The organism is Rhodococcus sp. G-MC3 (genome assembly GCF_030063335.1).
Taxonomy (GTDB): Bacteria; Actinomycetota; Actinomycetes; order Mycobacteriales; family Mycobacteriaceae; genus Rhodococcoides.
This window is the reverse complement of record NZ_JASISW010000024.1, coordinates 61,768-85,689: the sequence shown is the minus strand read 5'-3', so window position 1 is coordinate 85,689 and position 23,922 is coordinate 61,768. Positions and strand designations below refer to the sequence as shown.

At 63.1% G+C, this 23,922-nt stretch carries 21 protein-coding genes; 3 read left to right on the top strand and 18 right to left on the bottom strand.

The annotated features are described in order from the left end of the window. Nucleotides 1-276: 276 nt before the first annotated feature. Nucleotides 277-606, top strand: a complete 330-nt coding sequence (locus tag QMK17_RS22165) for a hypothetical protein (RefSeq protein WP_283511463.1) — start codon at nt 277-279, stop codon at nt 604-606. Between the two features lie 61 nt (nt 607-667). Here the strand turns inward: QMK17_RS22165 and QMK17_RS22160 are convergent, their stop codons facing one another. The 15 genes from QMK17_RS22160 to QMK17_RS22090 form a co-directional block, all read right to left on the bottom strand. Then, a complete protein-coding gene (locus tag QMK17_RS22160) occupies nt 668-1,357 on the bottom strand; it encodes a response regulator transcription factor (protein ID WP_283511462.1) in 690 nt (229 codons plus the stop codon). A gap of 13 nt (nt 1,358-1,370) precedes the next feature. Continuing rightward, nucleotides 1,371-2,546 (bottom strand): sensor histidine kinase, encoded by a 1,176-nt coding sequence (locus QMK17_RS22155; RefSeq protein WP_283511461.1) that lies wholly within the window; start codon nt 2,544-2,546, stop codon nt 1,371-1,373. A 119-nt stretch (nt 2,547-2,665) separates the two neighbouring features. Next, complete coding sequence (locus tag QMK17_RS22150; protein ID WP_283511460.1) at nt 2,666-3,421, bottom strand: phosphoglyceromutase; 756 nt, start codon at nt 3,419-3,421, stop codon at nt 2,666-2,668. Between the two features lie 45 nt (nt 3,422-3,466). Beyond that, a complete protein-coding gene (locus tag QMK17_RS22145; RefSeq protein ID WP_283511466.1) occupies nt 3,467-4,591 on the bottom strand; it encodes a low temperature requirement protein A in 1,125 nt (374 codons plus the stop codon). A gap of 210 nt (nt 4,592-4,801) precedes the next feature. Continuing rightward, nucleotides 4,802-6,277 carry a carboxylesterase/lipase family protein gene (locus QMK17_RS22140; RefSeq protein ID WP_283511459.1) on the bottom strand — a complete coding sequence of 492 codons (1,476 nt, stop codon included), beginning with the start codon at nt 6,275-6,277 and terminating at the stop codon, nt 4,802-4,804. A gap of 39 nt (nt 6,278-6,316) precedes the next feature. Next, on the bottom strand, nt 6,317-6,796 hold the full coding sequence (locus QMK17_RS22135; RefSeq protein ID WP_283511458.1) for a hypothetical protein: 480 nt from the start codon (nt 6,794-6,796) through the stop codon (nt 6,317-6,319). Between the two features lie 264 nt (nt 6,797-7,060). Beyond that, nucleotides 7,061-8,650 carry an AMP-binding protein gene (locus tag QMK17_RS22130; protein WP_283511457.1) on the bottom strand — a complete coding sequence of 530 codons (1,590 nt, stop codon included), beginning with the start codon at nt 8,648-8,650 and terminating at the stop codon, nt 7,061-7,063. A gap of 148 nt (nt 8,651-8,798) precedes the next feature. Then, nucleotides 8,799-10,061: an ABC transporter permease gene (locus QMK17_RS22125; RefSeq protein WP_283511456.1), complete on the bottom strand. Its 1,263-nt coding sequence runs from the start codon at nt 10,059-10,061 to the stop codon at nt 8,799-8,801. After that, nucleotides 10,058-11,293, bottom strand: coding sequence for an ABC transporter permease (locus QMK17_RS22120; protein ID WP_283511455.1), 1,236 nt, complete (start codon nt 11,291-11,293; stop codon nt 10,058-10,060). The genes QMK17_RS22125 and QMK17_RS22120 overlap by 4 nt, the downstream gene beginning before the upstream one ends. Then, nucleotides 11,286-12,785: an ABC transporter ATP-binding protein gene (locus QMK17_RS22115; RefSeq protein ID WP_283511454.1), complete on the bottom strand. Its 1,500-nt coding sequence runs from the start codon at nt 12,783-12,785 to the stop codon at nt 11,286-11,288. Before QMK17_RS22115 ends, QMK17_RS22120 begins: the two co-directional genes overlap by 8 nt. A 39-nt stretch (nt 12,786-12,824) precedes the next feature. Next, the gene (locus tag QMK17_RS22110; RefSeq protein ID WP_283511453.1) at nt 12,825-13,922 is read right to left on the bottom strand and encodes a BMP family lipoprotein; all 1,098 of its coding nucleotides are present in this window, start codon (nt 13,920-13,922) and stop codon (nt 12,825-12,827) included. Nucleotides 13,923-14,152: 230 nt separating this feature from the next. Further along, nucleotides 14,153-14,635 carry a YbjN domain-containing protein gene (locus QMK17_RS22105; protein WP_283511452.1) on the bottom strand — a complete coding sequence of 161 codons (483 nt, stop codon included), beginning with the start codon at nt 14,633-14,635 and terminating at the stop codon, nt 14,153-14,155. Continuing rightward, nucleotides 14,632-15,960 (bottom strand): D-inositol-3-phosphate glycosyltransferase, encoded by a 1,329-nt coding sequence (mshA, locus tag QMK17_RS22100; RefSeq protein ID WP_283511451.1) that lies wholly within the window; start codon nt 15,958-15,960, stop codon nt 14,632-14,634. The genes QMK17_RS22105 and mshA overlap by 4 nt, the downstream gene beginning before the upstream one ends. 46 nt (nt 15,961-16,006) lie before the next feature. Further along, complete coding sequence (locus tag QMK17_RS22095) at nt 16,007-16,834, bottom strand: alpha/beta fold hydrolase (protein WP_283511465.1); 828 nt, start codon at nt 16,832-16,834, stop codon at nt 16,007-16,009. A gap of 40 nt (nt 16,835-16,874) precedes the next feature. Beyond that, a complete protein-coding gene (locus QMK17_RS22090; protein WP_442972814.1) occupies nt 16,875-18,200 on the bottom strand; it encodes an ROK family protein in 1,326 nt (441 codons plus the stop codon). Between the two features lie 266 nt (nt 18,201-18,466). Between QMK17_RS22090 and QMK17_RS22085 the strand changes: the two genes are divergently transcribed. Next, the gene (locus tag QMK17_RS22085; RefSeq protein WP_283511449.1) at nt 18,467-19,222 is read left to right on the top strand and encodes an SDR family NAD(P)-dependent oxidoreductase; all 756 of its coding nucleotides are present in this window, start codon (nt 18,467-18,469) and stop codon (nt 19,220-19,222) included. Nucleotides 19,223-19,302: 80 nt separating this feature from the next. Here QMK17_RS22085 and QMK17_RS22080 read toward each other — a convergent pair whose 3' ends face one another. The 3 genes from QMK17_RS22080 to QMK17_RS22070 form a co-directional block, all read right to left on the bottom strand. After that, a complete protein-coding gene (locus QMK17_RS22080) occupies nt 19,303-20,589 on the bottom strand; it encodes a L,D-transpeptidase (protein ID WP_283511448.1) in 1,287 nt (428 codons plus the stop codon). A gap of 121 nt (nt 20,590-20,710) precedes the next feature. Beyond that, entirely contained in the window at nt 20,711-22,267 is a 1,557-nt protein-coding gene (locus QMK17_RS22075; RefSeq protein WP_283511447.1) for an MBL fold metallo-hydrolase, read from the bottom strand. A gap of 58 nt (nt 22,268-22,325) precedes the next feature. Next, the gene (locus QMK17_RS22070; protein WP_283511446.1) at nt 22,326-23,342 is read right to left on the bottom strand and encodes a UDP-N-acetylmuramate dehydrogenase; all 1,017 of its coding nucleotides are present in this window, start codon (nt 23,340-23,342) and stop codon (nt 22,326-22,328) included. 72 nt (nt 23,343-23,414) lie between these two features. Here QMK17_RS22070 and QMK17_RS22065 point away from each other — a divergent pair, with 72 nt between their 5' ends. Then, nucleotides 23,415-23,918: a DUF2505 domain-containing protein gene (locus tag QMK17_RS22065; RefSeq protein ID WP_283511445.1), complete on the top strand. Its 504-nt coding sequence runs from the start codon at nt 23,415-23,417 to the stop codon at nt 23,916-23,918. The last annotated feature ends 4 nt before the right edge of the window (nt 23,919-23,922 follow it).

Genomic DNA, 23,922 nt, shown 5'->3' with positions numbered 1-23,922 from the left:
TGATCGGCACGGGCCCTGCGGGCCCCCGGGCACCCGATGACAGGAAATACACCCCCCATCGGGCACCGAAACACCGCAGCCCTGCCGCAGGATCCATCACCGACAAAATAATTCAGCAACAGGCTCCAGGCGACGTATTTCCACTCACAACGGAATCAGGGCACCATCGCCGTCTGATCCTTTCCGGGTGAATTTCACCCGAAAAGCTCTTCTCCGGTTCACTTCGTTCCGACAATGTGATTGTCGGGAACTATCGAACCGAGAGGCTACTCAACAATGATGAAGAAGATGCTCGCAGCAACCGCCATTGCCTTGGGCGCGGCCGCGATGCTGGCGCCCACCGCGTCGGCCGACGAAATCGACAACAACTGGTACGACGCGACCGGGCAGTTCGTCGGCGTGCTCGAGCCAGGCGGAATTGATTCGGGCAGTGCGGCTCAGAGTGCGCTTCGATCGATCGTCGTCAGTCCGTGGGGAACGAGCAGGCTGATCGAGTGCCGCGGCGACGGCCACTACGTCGTGAAACAGTGCAGGCAGGAAGGTCATTGGCTCGTCGACGTTGCGAGCTCACCGTTCCGCGACACCTGGGTCTACAACCCGTTCTAATGACATGTGAGTGGAAATACGTCCCCTGCAACGTATTTCCACTCACGTGCGACGAAGTCGCCTAACCTTCGAGTTTGTATCCCAATCCGCGGACGGTCACGAGATGCTCCGGCTTGGCTGGATCGCTCTCGATCTTCGACCGCAACCGCTTCACGTGTACATCAAGGGTTTTCGTGTCGCCGACGTAGTCCGCGCCCCACACTCGATCGATCAACTGACCGCGCGTGAGCACTCGTCCCGAGTTGCGCAACAGGTATTCGAGTAGATCGAATTCCTTGAGCGGCAACGTGATCTGCTCGGCGTTGACCATCACGACGTGACGTTCGACGTCCATCCGCACCGGGCCCGCTTCCAGCACACCGGTATCGGCTGCGCCGTCGAGCTCGGCGTCGCTCCCCCGTCGCAGCACCGCGCGAATGCGCGCAATGAGCTCGCGTGCCGAGTACGGCTTGGTGACATAGTCGTCGGCGCCGAGTTCGAGCCCGACCACCTTGTCGATCTCACTGTCCCGTGCGGTCACCATGATAACCGGAACACCCGATCGTGCACGCAATTGCTTGCACACGTCGGTTCCGCTCATCCCGGGCAGCATCAGGTCGAGGAGAACGATATCTGCTCCAGCCCTGTCGAATTCTGCGAGCGCCGAAGGGCCGTCGCCCACGACGGTGGTGTCGAAGCCTTCTTTGCGCAGAAGAAAAGCCAGAGGATCGGCCAACGATTCTTCGTCCTCGACGATCAACACGTTGGTCACTGTAGTTTCCCGCTCACTGTAGTTCTCCTTCTGTCGACCCGAGGTCGTCTTCTTCGAAATAAGCAGGAATCTGCAGAGTGAAGGTGGATCCGGTGCCGAGCTTGCTCCACAACGAGATGCTGCCGTTGTGGTTGGCTGCGACGTGTTTGGCGATGGCAAGCCCAAGGCCTGTCCCGCCGGTCGCCCGCGACCGTGCTTTGTCGACGCGGAAGAAACGTTCGAAGACCCTCTCCTGGTCTTCCTTGGCGATACCGATGCCGCGATCGGTCACCGCGAATGCGACGCAGCTGCTGCGGAGCGCGCGCGAGACCGACACCGGCGAGCCGTCCGGTGAGTAGGCGATCGCATTCTGGATGAGGTTGGCGAGCGCAGTGACCAGGAGAGCCTGATCTCCGAGCACCTCCAGGCCGCTGGGGTGATCGGTCGTGACCGTGATGCCTGCGTTCTCGGCGGCCAGTTTCGATCGATCGAGTGCTTCGTTGACGACGGTGTCGACGTCGACGACCTCGAGATCAGGCAGCTTCTCGGCACCCTGCAGACGGGAGAGGGCGATCAATTCGGTCACCATGTTGCCCAGGCGTTTGGATTCGGCGACGACTTTGCCGCCGAAATGCCGGACCGAATCGGGATCGTCGGCAGATTCGAGAAGTGCCTCGGCGAGCAGGCTCATCGCGCCCACCGGAGTCTTGAGTTCGTGACTGACGTTGGCGACGAAGTCTCGACGGGTCGCTTCCATCCGCACCTGTTCGGAGTCGTCGTCGGCGAACAGCACGACGAACCGCTGGTCTTCCCTGCTGAGCAGTCGTGCAACGCATCGCACTGCCATACGGTCGCGGCTGGTAGTGGTACGCGGATCTTTGGAACTGATGTCGACTTCGACGGGGTGGCCGTCGGCAAGGACCTTCTGGGCAGCTTCCCACGCACGATCGTCGATGAGTCGATTACGCACCAGACCGAGCTCATCGGCGCGCGGATTCGACAGCACGACGTCGTGGAACCGATCGACGACGGCGATCCCGCTCTCCGACGCGAGAATGATCAGGTCCAGGACCTGCGACATCGTCAGACCGGACGACGCCGCAGTCCTCTCCGAATGCCGCGTCGCGAGGTAGGGAATCAAAACACCACCGACGAGGTAGCCGACGAAGGCCGCGGCGATAGCCAGCAGTACGGCCGATGCAACACTCACAGCGGAATCGTACGTTCGATGGACAGCTCACATACGCAGGGTGCAGGCATTTCCCTGGTCGTCATAGTCCTCGTTGGCAGTGTTCTTCGATCGTTCACCTGCTGTTCCGAACTGGCCGGTTACTTCGCGCCCTGGTTCGCAACCGCTGCCGCCCCTGCGGCCGCCGCTTCGGGGTCCAGGTATGTTCCGCCCGGGTTCGAAGGCACGAGCTTCCCGTCGCCTGCTGCGAAGTTGTATTGCAGCGGAATGCCCGTCGGGATGTTGAGTCCGGCGATGTCCGCGTCCGAGATTTCGTCGAGGTACTTGACCAGCGCCCGGAGCGAGTTGCCATGCGCCGCGACGAGGACGTTCTTGCCCTCCTTCAGCTCGGCGACGATGGTCTCCTCGAAGTACGGGATGAGCCGGTCGACGACGTCTTTGAGGCATTCCGTCAGCGGAACGCTCGGTAGGTCGGCGTAGCGCGGATCCGCATCCTGGCTGTATTCGCTGCCGGTGTCGATCGCGGGAGGCGGGGTGTCGTAGCTTCGACGCCACAGCATGAACTGCTCGTCGCCGTACTTGTCCTTGGTCTCGGCTTTGTTGAGCCCCTGCAGCGCGCCGTAGTGGCGCTCGTTGAGCCGCCAGTCGCGGACGACGGGGATCCAGTGCCGGTCGGCGGCGTCGAGCGCGATGTTCGCGGTGCTGATCGCGCGACGCAACAGCGACGTGTAGAGCACGTCGGGCAGCACACCGGCTTCTGCCAGCAGTTCGCCTGCGCGCGTGCCTTCGGCCTCGCCCTTCTCCGTCAGGCGGACATCCACCCAACCGGTGAACTGGTTCGATGCGTTCCATTCACTCTCGCCGTGGCGGAGCAAAATCAAGGTTCCGATACTCATGAGGAAAGTTTCTCACGTATCGGGAGCTTGTCGCGTCCGTGCCCGTCACTGCGTGGAAGTGGGTCTGCGCACCACGAGCACCGCGACGACGAGGATCATCACGACCGCCGTCAGAGTGATCGGGACCGGAATGACGGGGTCGAGCAGTACCAGTACAGCGCCGAGAGGCAGTGCGATGTTGACACTTCTGTCCGCGTACTGGCGAATTGCCACGAACCACACCCCGAGAACGAAGACTGCAATCGGGACGGTGACGGTGAACGACGCCGCGACGTCGCCGAGCGCACTGTGTTCGGTCAGCACATCGATCTCCACTTCGATGCCCGCCGAGAATGCACCGGCCGCCGCGAAGATGAAGTAGTGGATATAGCCGTACTTCAGCGCAGTTCCGAGGTCACTGATCGCCCGGTGATGTGGTGGCCAGAAGTAGATCCACCACAGGCTCGCAGTGACGACGAGCGTCAGGACCGAGATCGAGATCAGCGGTGCAAGTGCTGCGTCCTCGTTCAGCGCCTCGATGATGGCATTCGAGGACGCAAGCAGCGACTCGCCGAGAAGGATCAGGGTGAACAGTCCATAGCGTTCGGTGATGTGGTGTGGATGCCATGGCGTCGAGCCGTTTCTTTCCGCGATGAACGGAATCGACATCTCGACAACAGCGAGCACCAAGAACCCGATGCTCTGCAACGGGCCTTGGGGCAGCAGCAACCAGAGGAGCCACAGAATCTGAGCTCCCGAGATGCCCGCCGCGTAGGTGAGTGCAGTGCGCTTGTGCAGAGGCGAACTCGATGCGCGTATCCACTGCGCCACCATCGGAACCCGCATGACGACGTACCCGAACACCAGAATGGTGAAGTTCTTGTCGGTGAAGGCCGAATCGATGCCCGCGGCGAGCACCAGTACGCCTGCCATCTGGACGACCGTCAGTACCCGGTACAGCCAATCATCCGTGTCGAACGAGGTGGCGAACCACGTGAAGTTCATCCACGCCCACCAGATCGCAAAGAACACCATTGCAAAGCTGACGAGGCCGTCGGCGACGTGGTCCTCGGTCAACGAATGGTGCAGCTGCACGGCCGCGATGCTGACCGCGACGACGAAGACGAGGTCGAAGAACAGCTCCAGCGGACTCGCCGCGCGGTGCGGTTCCTCCGGGTCGCGCGGGCGCATCGAGAAGAGCCCGAACCTTTGAGTCGGTGAGGTCACGGTATGGACAATAACCGCGGTTCCGCCGGCCGCTCGCTGGGCAAGGCCGTAGACGTCGGTGGCGACCTATCGGGCGTGTCAAGTGCCCTATGCGCGTCTGGGGTTGAGAAAAGTGCCACTCGACGAAACGACGCAGCGATGTGCTGCTGGACGCTGCAGATCGCTGGCTCGAACTCAGCGCACCGTCGACCACAACTCCCGAGTCTCCGCACGCGGATCGTCAACGATCTCGGACTGCTCGCCGAACATTTTCACCACGCGAGTCTCACCGTACTGTCCCCATCCTGGGGAGCCTTCGGATACGAAGTCGACCCATGCCCGGTGCATCTCGTCAGCCAACTTCTGCGGGGGATTCGCCCCGGTGATCCGCGCGGACTCGGGTTTGTCGAGCACGTCGAAGACGAATGGAATCTCCAATGCGTGGCAGGCGCCGAGTCGGCCGTCGTACAAGGTCGATCTCCACGTGAATTCGTAGACGAACGCGCTCCCGTTCCGTGCCTCGACAAGCCGCACGGCGGGCAGCCGGAAGAACCAGTCGGTCATCACCGCAATCAGCACCTCGCCCGGCGAGGCGTCCGGGAGCTGCGCGGAGTACGCAACCAGAGCGGCCTCGGCATCGACGCCGAAGGCTCCCAGTACGAGCCGCACTCGATCCAGGTCGATGTAGTCGGTGACGCCTGCAGGGACGAGGAAGAACGCGAACTCTTCGCTCGTGGTGCCGATGAGAATGTCGACATCAGCGCCTGCCCCCGCCGCGATCCGCGTGTACGGCAAGTCCGGCACCACGTCGCCGTCGATGTACGGCTCGAAGGGCATCATGTTGAACGCGAGCTCGCCCCAGACGCCGGTCGGTGCCTCGACGGTGATTCGATCACCGAGGTCACGCTGGGCATCGACGAACGCACCGACCGGAACGCCGCCGAGACCGGCTACGTCGGCGCTCACTCCGAGCATCTCAGCCAGCGCTGCCGACACCTTCAAGGCCGTCGGCTCCGAAATCACATGGTGCCCAGCGCCGCTCTGAAGAATTGCCCGCTTGAACAGTCCCCGAGCCCGAGGCATCGACAACAGTGTCCCGACGCTCATGGCTCCTGCCGATTCCCCGGCAACGGTCACCTGGGCGGGGTCGCCGCCGAACGAGGCGATGTTGTCACGTACCCATTCGAGCGCCGCGACCTGATCGAGCAGCCCGCGGTTGGCCGGGGCACCGTCGATGCGCGCGAACCCGTCGGCGCCGAGGCGATAATTGACAGTGACGGAGACGACGCCGTCACGCGCGAATGCTGCACCGTCGTAGATGGGAACAGCGTTGCTGCCGTTGACGAATGCGCCGCCGTGGATCCACACGAACACCGGTAGACCTGCGCCCGCGGCGTCCGGGGTCCATACGTTGAGGTTCAAGCAATCCACGCCGGGCACCACAGGCTCGCTCAGGATGTCACTGGTCGGCGGTCGGTAGCCGATCTTGGGCGCCGTCGCACCGAGAGCGACTGCGTCTCGCACCCCCTCCCACGACGGTGGCGCTGTTGGCGGTGCGAACCTCAGCGCACCGAACGGCGCTTCCGCGTACGGAATTCCGAAAAATGAGGCGATGCCAGCGGTGCTGCGTCCACGCAACCGGCCCTGAGCAATGTCGAGCGTGATGTCCATACGTCCTTGATACCCGAATACGTGGGCATGGTGGCCCAACTACCGCCGAATCACACGGTAAGTCAGGAACCCGAAGACGACCACGGTCGCTGCGCCGCCCGCGGTCCACAGCATTCGCGAGGAGTCGATGCCGAGAAAGACAACGAACAACCCGAGTGCGATCACCACGAGTCCGGTCGAGACGAACTCGCGGTCGGCACGTCGAACCGAGTCCTCGTTGATCACCAGCTCACGCGGAATATCAAGCAACCGAACCGCTTCCGTCGACGGATCACACCTGCCGGACGCCGCCGAGTCCATGATTCCGGCCAGGACGAGTTTCCACATGTTCGGGTTCGCCGATCGCGCTTCTTTGTACGGATACGCGCGAATCCGTCGACCCGAACCGTCCTCGAAGTGGAGAACGCGACGCCTACGGCCTCGGCGCCCGACGCTGATGCGGACGAGATCATAAGTGTCCACCCAGTGACGACCCTGCTGTACCCAGCGCTCACCCGCGGACAACACGGGATGTGCCATCGAATCGCCCCAGGCGTCCAAGCACGAGCATCAATATTGTCGCCACCGCGAACAGACCCAACATCCGCAGATACGAACTGCCGGACCATTCGAGAACCTCGCTCTGACCATCCGGTGGTTCAGGCAACATCGTTTCGGTCATGGATCACCCCCCAGTGAATTTCCGGGAAATGATAGCGAAGAAGGCCACCTACTCGTTCGAGTAGGTGGCCTTCTGCAGCGTGTGTGTTACTTGGATGATTCCGTTTACTTGGAAGTTTCCGTTTACTTGGAAGATTCAGCGGCGCGCAGATCCTTGCGCAGGATCTTGCCTGCAGCGGACTTCGGGACCGTCTCGATGAATTCGACCTTGCGAACCTTCTTGTGCGGCGAGACGCGCTCGGCGACGAAGGCGATGACGCCCGCCTCGTCGAGCGTGGAATCGGCCTGCAGCACGACGAAGGCCTTCGGCACCTCTTCGCCCTCGTCGTCGATCACTCCGATGACCGCTGCGTCCGCGATCTCCGGGTGCGTCAGCAACAGAGCTTCGAGCTCCGCCGGAGGAACCTGGTAGCCCTTGTACTTGATCAGTTCCTTCAGGCGATCGACGATGTAGACGACGCCCTCGGCGTCGACGACGGCGATGTCACCGGTGTGTAGGAATCCGTCCTCGTCGAGGGTTTCGGCGGTCGCGGTTGGGTTGTTGAGGTAACCGGCCATCACGTTCGGGCCCTGGACCCACAGCTCACCCGGCTTCGACAGGCCCTCGGTCGGCAGCTCGATCTCTTCGAGGCTTTCCGGATCGACGAGCTTGTTGACGGTGTTCGCCAGCGGCAGGCCTACGGAGCTCAGCGGCATGTCGTCGCGGTCGAACGGGATTGCGTGGCTGACCGGGCTGAGCTCGCTCATGCCGTAACCCTGACGGATCCGCGTGTTGAGACGCTTCGCGACGGCCTTGCCGAGCTCCTCGTCGAGCGGAGCAGCACCGGAGAAGACGGTGTGGACGCTGGAGAGGTCGTACTGGTCGACCAGCGGGTGCTTGGCCAGCGCGACTGCCACCGGCGGTGCGATGAACAGATAGGTCAGCTTGTTGTCCGCGATGATCCGCAGGAACTCGGCCAGCTCGAACCGCGGCATCGTGACGAGCCGCGCACGCAGTTTGAGCGCAATGTTGAGGAGCACCGTCAGGCCGTAGATGTGGAAGAACGGCAGCAACGCAAGGATTGCGTCGTCGGTAGTGATACCGACGCGCGGTTCCATCTGCGCGACGTTCGCCACGAGATTTCGGTGCGTGAGGATGACGCCCTTGGGAACACCGGTGGTGCCCGACGAGAACGGCAGCACTGCGACGTGGGTGGACGGATCGAACGACACCTCGGGTGCCGGTGCGCCCTGAGTCAGCAGGTCGCGCAGGCTCGGGTGGCCCTCGGCGCCGTCAAGAACGATGACGTGATCGTCGGGGATTCCGACCTTCTCCGCAGCGGCCTTGGCCTGGGGGTACAGCGGCGAGACGGTGAAGAGGAACTTCGCGCCGGAGCCGGTGAGCTGCTTGGCGATGTCCTCGGCCGTGTAGAGCGCGTTGATCGTGGTGGCCGTGCCACCAGCGCGCAGAATGCCGTGCAGCACCGAAGCAAAGGCCGGGACGTTGGGCGAATGCACACCGACGACGTCTCCGAGCCCCAGACCACGAGCGGCGAGCGCGCCTGCGACTGCGTCGATCTGTCCGATGAGCGACTGATACGTGGTGACATCCCCGGAGGTGCCGTCTACCAGGGCGGGCTTGCCGAGGTCAGCCTCCGCGATGGACCCGAACAGATAGTCGTAGACACTCAGATTCGGAATCTCGACATCGGGAAAGGGGCTGTTGAAGCTCATGACACTCCTTCGAAAATACATCGGAAAGATGCCAAAACCTTACAGTGAAAGCCGTCACAACGGACATCAGCCCTACTGACGAGTCAGTTGGGGCACAGCCTGGCAGGCTCCCGGCTTCATGCCGGTGAAAGCTCCAGCGCCGCCGACATCACGATTTCACATACGGCTTTCCTGCTGCAGCAGGCCCACGCACGTGCCCGACCAACCCGGCGACGGCGAAGATCGTCACCACGTAGGGCAGCATCAGCATGAACTCGCTCGGCACGGGCGATCCGATGATGCCGAGGACGTTCTGCAAATTGGATGCGAAACCGAACAACAACGCTGCCATCGTCGCTTTCAGGGGATCCCACCGACCGAAGATGACGGCTGCCAACGCGATGTAACCTGCGCCTGCCGTCATTTCCTTCCCGAATGCTCCGACGGATCCGAGTGTGAAGTACGCACCTCCCAGGCCCGCGATGGCGCCGGCCAGACAGACGTTCCAGAACCGTGTGGCGGCGACATCGATGCCGACGGTGTCCGCGGCCTGCGGATGTTCGCCAACGGCTCGCAACCGCAGACCCCACTTCGTTCGGAAGAGCCCGAACCACACGAGTGCGACAACGACGTACATCAGATAGACGATGAACGTCTGGCGAAACAACACCGGCCCGACGACCGGTATCTGCGAGAGCAGCGGAATCTCGATGCGTGCGAATCGTGGCGGCGAGTTGAGTGTGTCGGTGTTCTTCGTCAGCACCACCGAGTAGAGGAAACTCGTCAGTCCGACCACCAGCACGTTCAGCACGACTCCGACGATGACCTGGTTGACGAAGTACTTGATCGAGAACATCGCCAGGAGCGATGACGTCAACGCTCCGGCGACGAGGGCCGCGAGCAACGCGATGTACGTCGACCCGGTCAGCGACGCGACGACCGCGCTGACGAACGCACCGGAGAGCAACTGCCCTTCGATCGCGATGTTGATGACGCCGACACGTTCGGAGATCACGCCTCCCATCGCACCGAAGATCAACGGCGTGCTGAGCGCGACGGCACCGATCAGCAGACCGGGAACCGGGACGGTCTCCCCCGCCGCCGCCCACGTCAGGAACCCGAGGACGAACAACACCGCGAACACAGCGAGGACCCACGCCGGAGTCCTTGCGCGGCGGAACACGTTCCATGCCGTGTAACCGGCGACAGCAGCGAGAACGACGAACACCACGATGCAGGTTCCCCGCGCAGGCACGCTGACCGCGGGAAGCTGGAAGAAGTCGTTCTCGCTCGCCAGCCCGAACGTCGTCGTGCCCACTCCTGCTCGAAAGACGAACAGCACAAGAGCAAGTAGCGTCGCGACACCAAGCACGCCCGGTATTTTCCAACTCTTGGCGGGTGTGCTGATCTCTTGCTCTTCCACGACGGTCACAGCGAGCCCACCTTCGCGGTATCGGCGCGGGCAGCGATCTCGGCATCGGGGGCCGGTAATCGAAAAACCGCTCGCACCAGCGGCGGTGCCGCGATGAACAACACGATCACCGACTGCACGACGAGCACGATGTCGATGGGCACCCCCTCCGCCGCCTGCATCGCGAAGCCGCCCGCTTTGAAGGCGCCGAACAAAATGCCCGCGAAGAACACTCCCCACGGCTTCGATCGTCCGAGCAATGCAACGGTGATGGCATCGAATCCGATGCCTGCGTCGATGTCGGCACCGAAACCAGTGGTCACTGTGCCGAGAACCTGTGCGACTCCGGCCAGTCCGACGAGCGCGCCCGAGAGAACCATCGCGTACAGGTACATCCGGTCGACGTTGATACCGGCGATCTTCGAGGCACGAGGGTTCTCACCGACGGCCCGGAATCGGAAGCCGAGCGAGGATCGCTCCAGCACCCACCACACTCCGATCGTCACGACGATCACCAGCACGAAGCCGAGATGAAGGGTGTACCGATCACCGAACAGCTTGGGGAACACCGCCGTCGATTCGATCGCCGCGGTCTTCGGGTTGTTGGACCCTGGCGCCTGCAGCGCTCCCGGTGTACGCAGCAGGTAGGCGACGAGGTAGAACGCGATGTAGTTGAGCATGATCGTGACGATCACCTCGTGTGCACCGGTTCGCGCCTTGAGCACTCCGGCGATACCGCCCCACACCGCTCCGCCGATGACACCCGCCGCGATCGCGAGGATCAGATGCAAGCCTGCCGGAAGCTGAAGGGAAAACCCGACCCAGCCTGCACACGCTGCGGCAATGAGCATTTGGCCGCGCCCACCGATGTTGAACATTCCGACCCGAAAAGCAAGCGCCACACCGAGACCGGCAACGATCAGCGGCGTCGCGAACGTCAGCGTCTCGGTGAGGGGCTTGATGCCGTTCTCGAAACCCGGTCGGCGGAAGTTGTAGACCGATCCCTGGAACAGTGACGAGTAGGCACCGGACACCGAGTTCCAGATCGCGGACAACATGTCGGTGGGCCTGGAGAAGAAATATCCGGCGCTCTCCTGGACGTCGTCGTTGGTGACGGCGATCAGTACGGCTCCGACGATCATCGCCAGCAGAACGGCGAGCACCGAAATGATCGCGCCCCCGGTGAAGATTTCTCGGAGCACCAGATGTGCCCGCGACGGCTGCTGATCCGACGCCTTGTCTGCGTCAGCCATTCTCTCCACCCATCATCAATCCGAGAACTTCGCGCGACGTATCGGCCGGAACGATGCCGACGATCGTTCCGCGGTACATGACGGCAATTCGGTCCGCGAGAGCCGCGACCTCGTCGAGCTCACTGGACACCACGATCACCGGGATGCCGGAGTCGCGGGTGGCCACGATGCGCTTGTGCACGAACTCGATCGAGCCGACGTCGATACCGCGCGTCGGTTGCGAAGCGACAAACAATCGCAGTTCGCGGCTCAATTCTCGTGCGAGAACTACTTTTTGTTGGTTACCGCCGGACAGTCTGCCGACCGCTGTGCCGATGCCGGGAGTTCGTACGTCGAATTCGGTGACCTTCTCGGCGGCGAACTCGTCGAGAAACTCTCGGCGAACAGCACCGCGCCTGACGAACGGCTCACCGCTCGAGCGGTCGAGCATCAGGTTCTCGGCAATGGTGAATTCACCGACGAGCCCGTCCACCGTCCTGTCCTCGGGAACGAACCCGACTCCGGCACCGAGCACTTCGTGGACGGGAAGACCGATCAGGGACTTACCGTTCAACGTTATCTCGCCGATGACGTGTTCCTGAACGCCGAGAAGGGCTTCAGCGAACTCCGTCTGCCCGTTGCCTTGAACGCCTGCGATCGCAAGGATCTCGCCGCCATGAACCTCGAAGCTGATGTCGTCGACCGTTTTTTGGCCGAGTCCGTCGAACACCGTCAGATTTTTGACGACGAGTGCCGCCTCCCCGGGTTTCGCGGGTTCCTTCGACACGGTCAACTGCACATCTCGGCCGACCATCAGCGCAGCGAGTTCGGTGTTCGACGCCGAGGGCTTCGCCTCACCGACGACCTTGCCGAGCCGGATCACCGTGATTCGGTCCGCGACCTCGCGCACTTCACGCAACTTGTGTGTGATGAACACAATTGTTGTTCCCGACTCCGCCAGTTCCCGCATGATCCGCATCAGGTCGTCGGTTTCCTGCGGAGTGAGAACGGCAGTCGGCTCGTCGAACACCAATACTTTGGCGTCGCGACTGAGCGCCTTGATGATCTCGACACGCTGTTGCACTCCGACGGGAAGGTCGTCGACCTTTGCGTCGGGGTCGAGGTCGAATCCGAAGCGCGCCGAAATCTCGCGCACCAGTGTGCGCGCCGCATTCAGATCGAGTCTTCCACCTGCCGAAGTGGTTTCGTTGCCGAGGATGATGTTCTCGGCAACGGTGAACACCGGAATCAGCATGAAGTGCTGGTGCACCATGCCGATTCCGGCGCTCATGGCCTCACCGGGCCCTGCGAAATTCTGGACGACATCATCGAGCAGAATCTCGCCTTCCTCGGCCCGGTAGAGCCCACTGAGAACGTTCATCAGCGTCGACTTACCCGCGCCGTTCTCACCGAGCAGAGCGTGAATCTCACCCGATTCCACGAACAGGTCGATGGAATCGTTGGCGACGAGTGATCCGAAACGCTTTGTGATGCCGCGTAGTTCAAGCTTCATGGCTCTCTTACTTCAGCGCTTTCTTACTGCAGCGCTGTTCTACTTGGGCGAGGACGGCGACTCGACGGTGATGGAGCCGCCGATGATGCCGGCCTTGATCGTGTCCAGCTCACCCTGCAGTGCCGCATCGACCTTGCCTTCGAAATCGTGGAAGGGCGCGATACCGACGCCGTCGTTGTCGAGCGTGCCGACGTACGCCGAGTTGTCGAACGCACCGTCGCCCGATGTCGCCACGACCTCGTCGACGCTGGTCTTGAGCCCCTTCGTCACCGAGGTGAGCAGCAGGTCACCGACGGAAGGATCGGACTCGAAGACATCCGCGTCGGCACCGATGAGCGCAATGGGCCGCGAGGAGTCGCGGATAGCCTGAGCCGCGCTCTGGTAGATCGGACCACCGACGGGAAACACCACGTCGGCGTTCTGATCGATGAGGCCCTGTGCGGTATTTTTGGCGACCTCGTTCGCAGCGAATCCGCCGGTGAACGAACCGTTCTGAGCGCCCACGTCCCAACCGATGACGCGGACAGCCTTGTTCTTCTGCTCGTTGAAGTAATTGACGCCGTCGGCGAATCCGTCCATGAAGATGGTCACGGTGGGCAGCTGGGAGCCGCCGAACGTGCCGACGACACCGGTCTTGGAGTAGCTCGCCGCGGCATAGCCCGCGAGGAATCCACCCTGAGCCGCGTCGTACGTGAGCGGCTTGACGTTGGGGAGGTCGATGCTGGAGTCGTCGATGATCGCGAAGTCGATGTCGGTGTTCGCCTCGGCTGCGGCCTTGGTTGCGTCGGCGAGATCGAATCCGACGGTCACGATGAGCGAGCATCCCTGGTCCACGAGGTTGGAGATGTTGGGGCTGTAGTCCGTCGGCGAGGCGGATTCGACGGTGATCGGTTCGACGCCGAGCGTGTCCGACGCTTCGGTGAGACCCTCGAATCCGAGTTGGTTGAACGACTTGTCGTCGAAGCCGCCCGAGTCGGAGACCATGCAGGGCTTGAAGTCGCCCGAGGCGCTGCCTCCAGAGCCGGAGCCGCTGTCGTCGGGCGCAGAGCCGCATCCCGCTACGAGCGCGAGCGCACCGAGCGACGCGACGCCGCCGATTGCAAGTCTCCGAGTGTGTTGACGGATAACGACGGTCAAGACTTCCTCCAATGGTTCGCCCGGACGGCTTGTCTTGTGAACACCCGTTCCGCGTGCGGCTTGTTTGTCTGAATCGGGACGCTACTCGCAGGGCGGGGTACTCGCATGATTTCAGGTCCGCGCCCACACCGACGAAATCCGCACCCCGCCCGATAATCCGCACCCGACGCTTCGGGTGTAGATCACTGAGAGAGGTGCGGATTGTCGAAGTGTTGCGGATTCGCGAAGTGCTACTGCTCCACCAGGTGCTCGAACGCCTTCAAATTCGCGAGCGATTCTCCACGCGAGACACGCCAGGCCCATTCGCGTTTGATGGACTCGGCAAAGCCGAGTTCGAGCAGCATGTTGAAGTCACCGTCGGCGGCTTCGAGCACCTGCCCGAGGATACGGTCGATCTCGTCACCCGTCACTGCGTGCAACGACAGGCCGCCGACGAGGTAGATGTCGCCGACCTTGTCGATTGTGTAGTGCACTCCGTACAGCCTGCGATTGCGCCGGAGGAGGTATCGGTAGACGCCCTCGAAGTTCTCGTCGGGCTTGCGGCACACGAACGCTTCGATTCGCACGCCGTGATTTCCCACGGTCAGCATCGTGCTGGTCTTCAGTTTTCGTTCGCCCGGCAACTCGACGACGAATGCGTTGTCACCTTTGCGCTGGTACTCGAGCTCGCGCTCGGCCAGTATCGAGTCGATGAGAGACACTGTCTCGCTCATGCTTTCACGGCTCCTGCCCGTCGTAGTTTCCACAGCCCGCGCGAGCGGCGCGGTGAAAACTCGCTCGGCGCCTCATGTCGGTCGAAGTGGAATTGCGCGGAGCGGTAGCTCTCGAGCAGCCCCTCCGCTGTGTGTTCCCAAGAAAAGTCCCCGGCATGAGTAGGTGCAGCAATTGCCATGCGCGCCAATGCTTCCCGATCGCGAATCATCGAACCGAGAGCGGTGGCCCATTCGTCGGCGCCGTGGCCCTGCACCAACACGCCCGTCTCGCCCGCTCGCACGGCAACACCGAGCCCGCCGACATCCGCTGCGATCACCGGCGTTCCGCTTGCCTGCGCCTCGATCGCCACGAGCCCGAACGACTCGTTGTAGCTCGGTACCGCAACGACGTCGGCGGCGCGATAGATCTGAACCAGCTTCGAAGACGGTTGCGGCGGAAGGAAAGTCACTCGCGCACTGATTCCGAGCTCCGACGCCAACTCGATCAGACTGTCGGGTCGATCGAGGCCGCTCCCCGACGGCCCGCCGACGACGAGCACCCTCAATGGAAGTCCAGGCTCACGGGTCAGCAATTCGGCGGCCGCACGGAGCAGCACATCGGGAGCCTTCAGTGGTTGGATACGCCCGACGAACGCGACGACGGTCTCGCGCGGGTCGATGCCGAACTCGGCGCGCGCCGCGAGCTTGTCGCCGGGACGGTACCGTCCCAGGTCTGCACCTGGGGCGACCACGTCGATGGACTCGGGTGATGCGTGGTAGATCTCGATGAGTTGTTTGGCTTCTTCGGAGGTGTTGGCGATCAGCCGGTCGGCTTCGGCGACCACTTGCTGCTCGCCGATCTGCCTGGCTGCCGGTTCGGGTGAGTCGCCAGCGGCGAGCGAGGCGTTCTTGACGGCCGCCAGCGTGTGCGCGGTGTGCACGAGAGGCACACCCCACCGATCACGCGCGAGCCAGCCGACTTGGCCGGACAGCCAGTAGTGGGAGTGGACGAGGTCGTAATAGCCCGCGTCGTGACGCGCTTCCTCGCGCAGCACGCCCGCGGCGAAGGCGCACAGTTGAGTGGGCAGATCTTGTTTGTCGAGACCCTCGAAAGGACCCGCGACGATGTTGCGTACCAGGACACCGGGCGCCGCCTCGGTCACCGGCTCGTCGGACGACGACGTCGCACGCGTGAAGATTTCTACCTGTACCCCACGTTTGGCCAGCTCCTTGGCACTGTGCAATACGTAGACGTTCATCCCGCCTGCATCGCCCATGCCGGGCTGGGCCAGAGGCGAGGTATGCAACGACAGCACTGCAACCCTGTTCAACTGGCGACCACTCACCGCTCCAGTTTGCACTCTCCCACCCTACGGAAGTTCGGGCAGGGGCTCATAGGCCCTTGGCGAAGGCCGTCACCTCCGCCGAAAACCGGTCGGGATCGGCGACGAAGGGACCATGGTCGACGCCGTCCCAGTACGACTCGGTGACGCGCGGAATCAGCGAGGCGGCGTGTCTCCCGGCCGAGACGTCGACGACGGTGTCCTCGGTTCCGTGCAGCACGAATACCGGGATGTCGAGGCCTGCGAGGAGTTCGTCGTGCGAGACGGTTCGATCGAAGAGTGCTGCGCGCACCCGGGGAGCAGTCGAGAGCGTGAGCCCGAACAGGGCCTGCGCCTGCGTCCCCTTGCCTTCCACCGGTCCGGTGAGCGCGTGGCCGAAGCTGCCGAGTGCCTTGATCGCGACGCGCGGTTCCTCGGCCATGGCACCGGGGATCGCAGCACGCATTGCAGTTCCGACGCGACCGCCTGCCTCTCCCCTGCCGATGCTGGTGATCGCGCCGACGAACACCGCTCCGGCGACGGCGCCGGTGCCGTGCGCGGCAAGGTAGTCACAGATGACAAGGCCGCCATAGGACCAGCCGAGCAGCAACGCTCCCGAGTCGATACCCTCGGCCTGCAGTACCGCGTGCAGGTCGCCCGCCCAATTCGCGGAATCGTCGTAGCCATCGACGGGGGCGTCCGAGTAGCCGTGGCCGCGCAGATCCACCGCGACCACCCGGAATCGCTCCGCCAAGTCCGCGAGCAAGGACTCACCCCAACATGCCGAGGATTGCGCCCACCCGTGCAGCAGCACGAGCGGCCTTCCCGACGGGTCGCCCGACACTCGGTAGACAATGTTCGTTGCGTCGATTCCTCGTGCTTGCCGCACCGGTCCCATGTCCGTCATTGTTCACATGATGCCTGCGCCTGGTGACCGGTCAGGCAGCAGCCCTACGCATCGACGCCAGCGGGTCCGCGTAGATCGAACTGAGCGATACTACTGCAGCAGCGAACACCTGGACCTTGTTTCCGAAGCCGGAGATGCCAATATCCTTGCGCGGCAACGTCGACGTCCGGCCAAATGCTTCCGATACGTGCGGAACTCCAGCGGGGTACGCCGTGAACGCCTGACCCCCGAGAACTACGCGGTCGGGGTTGAAGAGGTCGCGGAGCAGGCCGATGGTCCGGCCGAGCACCTGTGCGCGTTCGACGAGAATCTCTCGCGCAGTAGCAGATCCGTCGTGACCTGCTTGGTACAGCGCCGAAGTGGAACTGCCTGGCTCCAGCACCCCGCGCTCGACTGCTGCGGCGACAACCGCTCGGTCGCTCACGGTAGCTTCGAGGCATCCACGATTGCCGCATTCGCACCGAGCATTCGATCCAGTCGGTAGGTGCGCGATGGATCCGGGGCCGGTGGATGGAGTGTGGACGCGGCCGTCGATCGTCAGCGCGATTCCCGCTGTTTCTCTGGCATAGAAGTACAGACTGGTTCCCTCGGCGGAAGTTCCTGCGCGAGCAGGCGTCAGCAGCAATTCCGAACCTGCCATGGCCTCGACGTGCCCCGAGACCGATACCGGCAACCCGAGTCCGCCGCCGACGATGGGTCCTACCGCTGCGTTCTCCCAGCCGAGACGGGGGTGATCGACGATGCCCGTGGAGCCGTCGACACGGCCCCCGAGGGCAACGCCGACCCAGAGCGGCGTTCGTCGATGCCAGCGCGCTGCGAATGAACCTGCGCTGCGCGTGATCATTGCGAGTGCCTCCGGCGCAGGCCCACCCGGCGTCGGGATCTCGACGGCGCCCAGGATTCGGCCGCGAAGATCGCTCACGACAATTCCCGTGACGAGTGCACCGATGTGAATTCCGATGGTTGCGTACGGTTCGTGGTTGACTTCGAAGGGCACACGAGGACGCCCGATCGCGCCGGCGGCAGTGAGGTCGGCTCGTTCGCGAAGCAGACCTGCGCCCAGCAACGCCGAGACCTGACGGTTGACGGTGGCGATACTCAAACCCGTTGCACGAGCGGCAGTATCGCGAGAGATCGGACCTTCGACGGAGGCGACCCGCAGAACCGATGCCGCCGGAATTTCTGCGATACGGAGATCAGGGGCGACCACCTGCACACGGCTTCGCGGACTGAAACGGCCGTATGACGCGGAATGCGAACCACGAAGGTCGGTGATGGGTGAAGAAATAGGCAAAGTTGCAAGCGACACTGTGTTTGTCCTCAGCAGTAGACCCACCGATGTCGGCGGTCGATACATGGTTCGAAAAAGAGAAGATGCGTGTAAGAACGCGAGCACTCAACACCTGTCGAAAAGAAACTAGCGACAGGCTCCGAAACCGAGACAACACAGTTCACGAGGGAGCGGCAGCCGAGAACCCAGCGCAGCAGTCACATAGGTGACTCGCAATGCGGGAGTGTGGCTGGCGGACATGCACGCAAAATTAGCACTCCGGCCGGCATTCACCAATACGGGGCAGGCTCGACTGCTGTGACCTGCGGGGCCCTCGGGATAAGATTTGGCTCATGACATTGCCAGAACCAATCGACCCCGATGCCCGAATCGCCGTTGTCACCGGAGCCAGCTCGGGCATCGGTGAAGCCACCGCACGGCAGCTGGCGGAGCAGGGCTACCACGTCGTCGTCGGTGCTCGCCGAGTCGACAGACTGGAGAAGCTTGCATCCGAAATTGGCGGTACCGCACTGGAACTCGACGTCACTGACGAAGACTCTGTCGCCGCGTTCACCGCAGTGATCCCCCGCGCCCATATCCTGATCAACAACGCAGGAGGCGCCAAAGGTCTTGCTCCGGTCATCGACGCCGATCTCGACGACTGGCGCTGGATGTGGGAGACCAATGTCCTGGGAACACTGCGCGTCACCAAGGCATTGCTTCCCAAGCTGATCGAGTCCGGTGACGGGCTGGTGGTGACCATCACCTCCGTCGCGGCATTCGAGGCTTACGACAACGGGTCCGGGTACACCTCGGCAAAGCACGCGCAAGCGGTCCTGCATCGAACGCTTCGCGGCGAACTGCTCGGCCAGCCGGTGCGGCTCACCGAGGTCGCGCCAGGAGCGGTCGAGACCGAATTCTCGCTCGTACGCTTCGACGGCGACGCCTCCAAGGCCGATGCTGTCTACGAGGGCATCACACCGCTTGCGGCACAGGACATCGCCGAGGTCATCGGCTTCGTCGCCTCGAGGCCGTCCCACGTCAACCTGGACCAGATCATCATCAAGCCGCGTGACCAGGCGGGCCCTGGGCGCTTCGCCCGTTCCTGACAGCACTGCTGCACCGACAACGATGCCCGGTCGAGTGCGTAAAGCACTCGACCGGGCATCGTTGTCGATTGTGGGAGAAACTACCCTGCCGGAACCGCCGCAGGGGCCGTCGGTGCTGCAGTGGCCGTCGCTGCTGCAGGGGCCGTCGGAGCTGCAGCAGCCGCATTTGCGGGCAGCTCGGACATCGACTGCCATGTCGGCCAGTCGATCGCCCAGTCGTACAGATCTCCGTCCGCGGCGGACAAGTCGATCGACGTTCCTGTCACCTCCACCGGATCGCCGTACATCGCGATACCGAAGTACTGCTGAGCGTCTTCGGTGGAAAGGTTGATACAGCCGTTGGTGACGTTGGACGCCCCCTGCACACCCGTCGTCTGCGGGTTGGCGTGGATGAACTCACCGTTGTTGGAGATACGGACAGCCCATCGTTCGCGCACGTTCTCGTAGAACGGCGGGTTGGACATCAGGAAATCCTCGTGCTTCTCGGTCACCACGTGGATCCCCGAGCGAGTCACGTTGCGCGCTTCGTCGCCTTCGCCGTAGCTGACGGGGATGTCCATGACGGTCTGACCGTCGCGCACTACCTGCATGCGGTGACTCGTCGCCTCGGCCTTGACGATCTGGCTGCGGCCGATGGTGAAGTCGATGCTGACGTCGTCGGCGCCGTAATTGCCTTCGCCGTAGTCGATGCCATACAGGTTTGCCTGCACCGACACCGTCGTGCCCGGCACCCAGTAGTCGGTCGGACGCCAGTGCACGCGCGAACCGTTGTCGTCGGGGAACCAGGCCCATGCACCCGGAGTCGGCGGGTTGGTGGTCACCGTCAACGCCTTCTCGACCGCTGCCTTGTCCTCGATCGCCGAATCGAACTGCAGGATGATCGGCGCTGCAATACCGACCTCCTGGCCGTCGCCGATGTTGGTGCTGACCGACGTCTTGCTGTCGGGGGTGACCGTGGTGAAGTTGCCGTCGATGACGACGCTCTTACCGTCGCTGCCGACCGCGCTGCCCGCCCACGTGTAGGTCGCACCGTAGCCGAGCGGCTCGGTGACCGTGTACGACGTTTTGTCCGGCGCCAAGGCGCCCTGGACGACCTTGCCTTCCGCGTTGGTCAGCGTGACACCGTTCAGCGTTCCGTCGACCACCGACACCGAGATGGGAGCGACGGGACTGATGCCCTCGGCTCCCGGTGCCGGGTTCTGGGTCACTTCGGCGACGGGCGCGGCCTCCGTTGTCGGCGCGGCGCTGCCCGTTGCACCACCGTTGCTGCCGATGGTGCAACCCGCGACCAGCGCTGCCAGCGCCACGATCACTGTGACCAGCCACAACAATCGCGTCCGATTTGTCCGTTCTACCTGCTCATACACGTTTCCAACGTACCCGCGCCCAATCACCGAACCACTATCGGAAGCCGGGGTGCGCGCAGATTCACACCTAACACACAAGATCGGCCGAAGATTTCGCGCGCCACACGTCACACACTGCGAGCTAGGATTCCAGCTTCTTCGACCTGAGCTCGTGGCCCTTGGACGTCAGGCAGCGCCCGGTGTCGAGGTTCCAGTCCCAGCCGTGCAGGTTGCACGTGAGCTTGTTGCCCTCGACAATGCCGAACTTGGACAGGTCGGCCTTCAGGTGCGGGCAGCGACGCTGAATCTCGTAGCCGTCCTTGACGATGGTGGAGGTGTCGTCGTGCGCTTCGGCGAACCAGCCGTCGGCGTAGGTGATCCGCTCGTCGGTGAGGCACTTGAAGAAGGTGTACAAGAACTCGTTGTAGCCGCCGACTCGCCGAGCCCGGAATCGGGTGGACAGGAAGATCGAGTTGACCCAGTCCGGTTCCTGGTCGCGAACGGCCGTCCGCACGAGCTCCGGCGGGATGGTGAAGCTGTAGCGGAAACGCTCGTTCGCGATGGGCTCGCGCACGATCCGCTTCGGAAAATCGAGTACGACGATGTCCGCGCCGAGGTTCAGGGCGACTGGGTATCCGATTCCGTCACAGATCTGATCGGTCTGAATCATGATCGGCTCGAACAACTCTCGCAACGGCTCTAGCAGCGGCTCGCCCTCGGGCGATGCCCACGCCGCTTTCTCGGCCGCGATGACGCCCGCCTGGCGTTGCGCGAATTCCTCGATGTACGCGGCCTTGCCCGTCGTGAAGATCGCCTCGACCTGCTCGAGCGGCAGTGGATGCTCGTGCGAGAGCAGGTCACTGCCGTCGAACGTCGAGGTGGTGCCCGGCATCATCAGCAAGCCCTTGTCGTGGCCGTTGCGTCGCATCTGGTCGAGGAAGACCATCTGGTCGGGGAAGATGTTCGACGGATCCTCGTAAACGTCGTTGAGGAATCGAAGTTCGTCGTCGAGGAAACACGGCGGACCGGCCGACGGAATGACCCATGTCGCACCGATCTGCTCGATGTACTGGCGCGCACGGTCCATCTGGCGCTGACGCTTCTGCTCGCCGAATGCCTTCTTGGCTCGCTCGACCATGTCGTAGACCATCGGGTACCAAATGGCGCCGGAGTACTGCAACATGTGCACGTCGACGTGCCCGAACTGTTCGGTCAGCGGATCGAGGTCGACCGGCCGGGAGTCGTTCATGTTGAACGCGACGGTTTTGCCGTCCGAGACGACGAGGCCGGAGTCACCGATCGGGCCGTCGGCAGGTGCGCGCAACGCCATGATCATGATGTCGAGATCACCCTTCGGACCGGACACGCGGTGCTTGACCGAGTCCGTCGTCTCGAAGAACTTGTGAAAACCGAGCTTCTCCAGCTCGTTCTTGAGATCCGGCACCGGGTAATCCGGCAGCAGGACCGTCGTGTCCTTGTTGACGTGATCGGCGAGGTTCTTCGGATCGAAGTGATCCTTGTGCAGGTGCGATACGTAGAGGTAGTCGCAGTTGCCGAGAGTGTCCCAGTCGAGCTGGGTGTTGTCCGGGAACGGGAACCACGACGTGAAGTAGGCAGGATTGACCCACGGGTCACAGAGGATGCTGCCCGCATCGGTCTGTATGTGAAAGCCCGCATGCCCGACGCTTGTGACCTGCAACGAATTACTCCTTCTACCGAAAAAACTTAAGGTCGATGGTAGGCGCTCGCCCCGACCGCTAGCTCAGCGAGCAACCGACGAGATCGCACTCGGGAACCAACGTGATCCCGAATTCCGCTTTCACGCCATCCCTGATGTGCGAAGCCAATGCCATGACGTCGGCAGTTCTCGCCCCGCCGCGGTTGGTGATCGCGAGGACGTGCTTGGTCGACAACGACACCGTTCCGTTGCCGAACTCCGCTCCGTACCCGTGCGGGAAGCCTGCATTCTGAATCAGCCACGCAGCATGAACCTTGATGCCCGACGGATCCGGATATTGGGGAGCCCTCGACGCGCTGGCGGGAATCTCGGTCAGCACCGGATTGAGGAAGAACGATCCGACGCTCCACGTGTCGTGATCTGCGGCGTCGAGGACCATGCCTTTCTGTCCGCGCAGATCGAGCACCGCTTCCCGCACTTCGGCGGTCCGGACCGTATCGCCGATGGTGACGCCCAGTCTGTCGGCGAGGCCTGCGTAGCGCACGGGATCCGACGCGGTCGAACGGCGCAGCGACATCGTGGTGTCGAGGATGACGTAGCGCACCGAATGCTTGAATACCGACTGGCGATGCAATCCGAACCCGCATCGGTCCGGCGTCCACGTCGAGGTCTCGCCTGTCTCGCGGTCGTAGACGGTGAGCGTCTCCAGCACGTCCGAGGTGACCGTTCCGTAGGCGCCGACGTTCTGCACAGGCGTCGCGCCTGCGAGGCCGGGAATCCCCGACAGCGTCTCGAGTCCCGCGAGGCCTTCGTCGAGCGAAGCCGCAACCACCGAATCCCAGCGTTCACCTGCTGCGACCCACATCGAGTTGCCGTCGACTCGCATCCCGGCCGTCTCGACCTTCACGACCAGGCCATCGAAACCCTGGTCGCCGACGACGAGGTTGGATCCGCCGCCGACCAGCAACACGGGCGTTCCCGACGCATCGGCCCCCTGAACCAGCGAGACCAGCTCGTCTGACGTCGTCGCGACGGCGAACTCGCGGGCCGGGCCGCCGAGGCGCATGGTGGTGAGCTCGGAAATTGCGGTAGGCACGGGAGTCCAGGTTACCGGTCTTCACGAGCGGTCGGCAGCCGAGCCACAGGGACGGGCCGGTAGTCTCCCGCTATGCCTCGCCCAATCGCGCACAGCGCGCCCGTTCCCGCATCTGTCGACAAGGTGCACGCCGCGCTCGTCTCCGAGCAGTACTGGAATGACCGGATTGCCGAGATCGGCGGACCGGGCGCGGAACTGGTCAGCGTGACCGCGGTCAACGGAACCATCAGTGTGGTCATCACGCAGGCGATTCCCGAGGAAGAGCTGCCGGCGGCGGTTACCGCGTTCAAGAAGGGCGCATTGATCATCGAGCGAACCGAGTCTTGGGGCCCGCTCGGCGGAAACCGCGCTGAGGGCAAGTTCGGGGCGACGGTCGAGGGCGCTCCCGCTGTCATCTCCGGCACCACCCTGCTCGAGGGCAACGAGGCGACGGCGACGATGTCGCTCTCCGGTACAACCGAGGTGAAGATCCCCATCTTCGGCGGCAAGATCGAGGCACTGATCAGCGAGCAGGTGCTTTCGCTCATCGACAACGAGCACGATTTCACCGGCACCTGGATCCAGAAGAACCTCTGAGCCG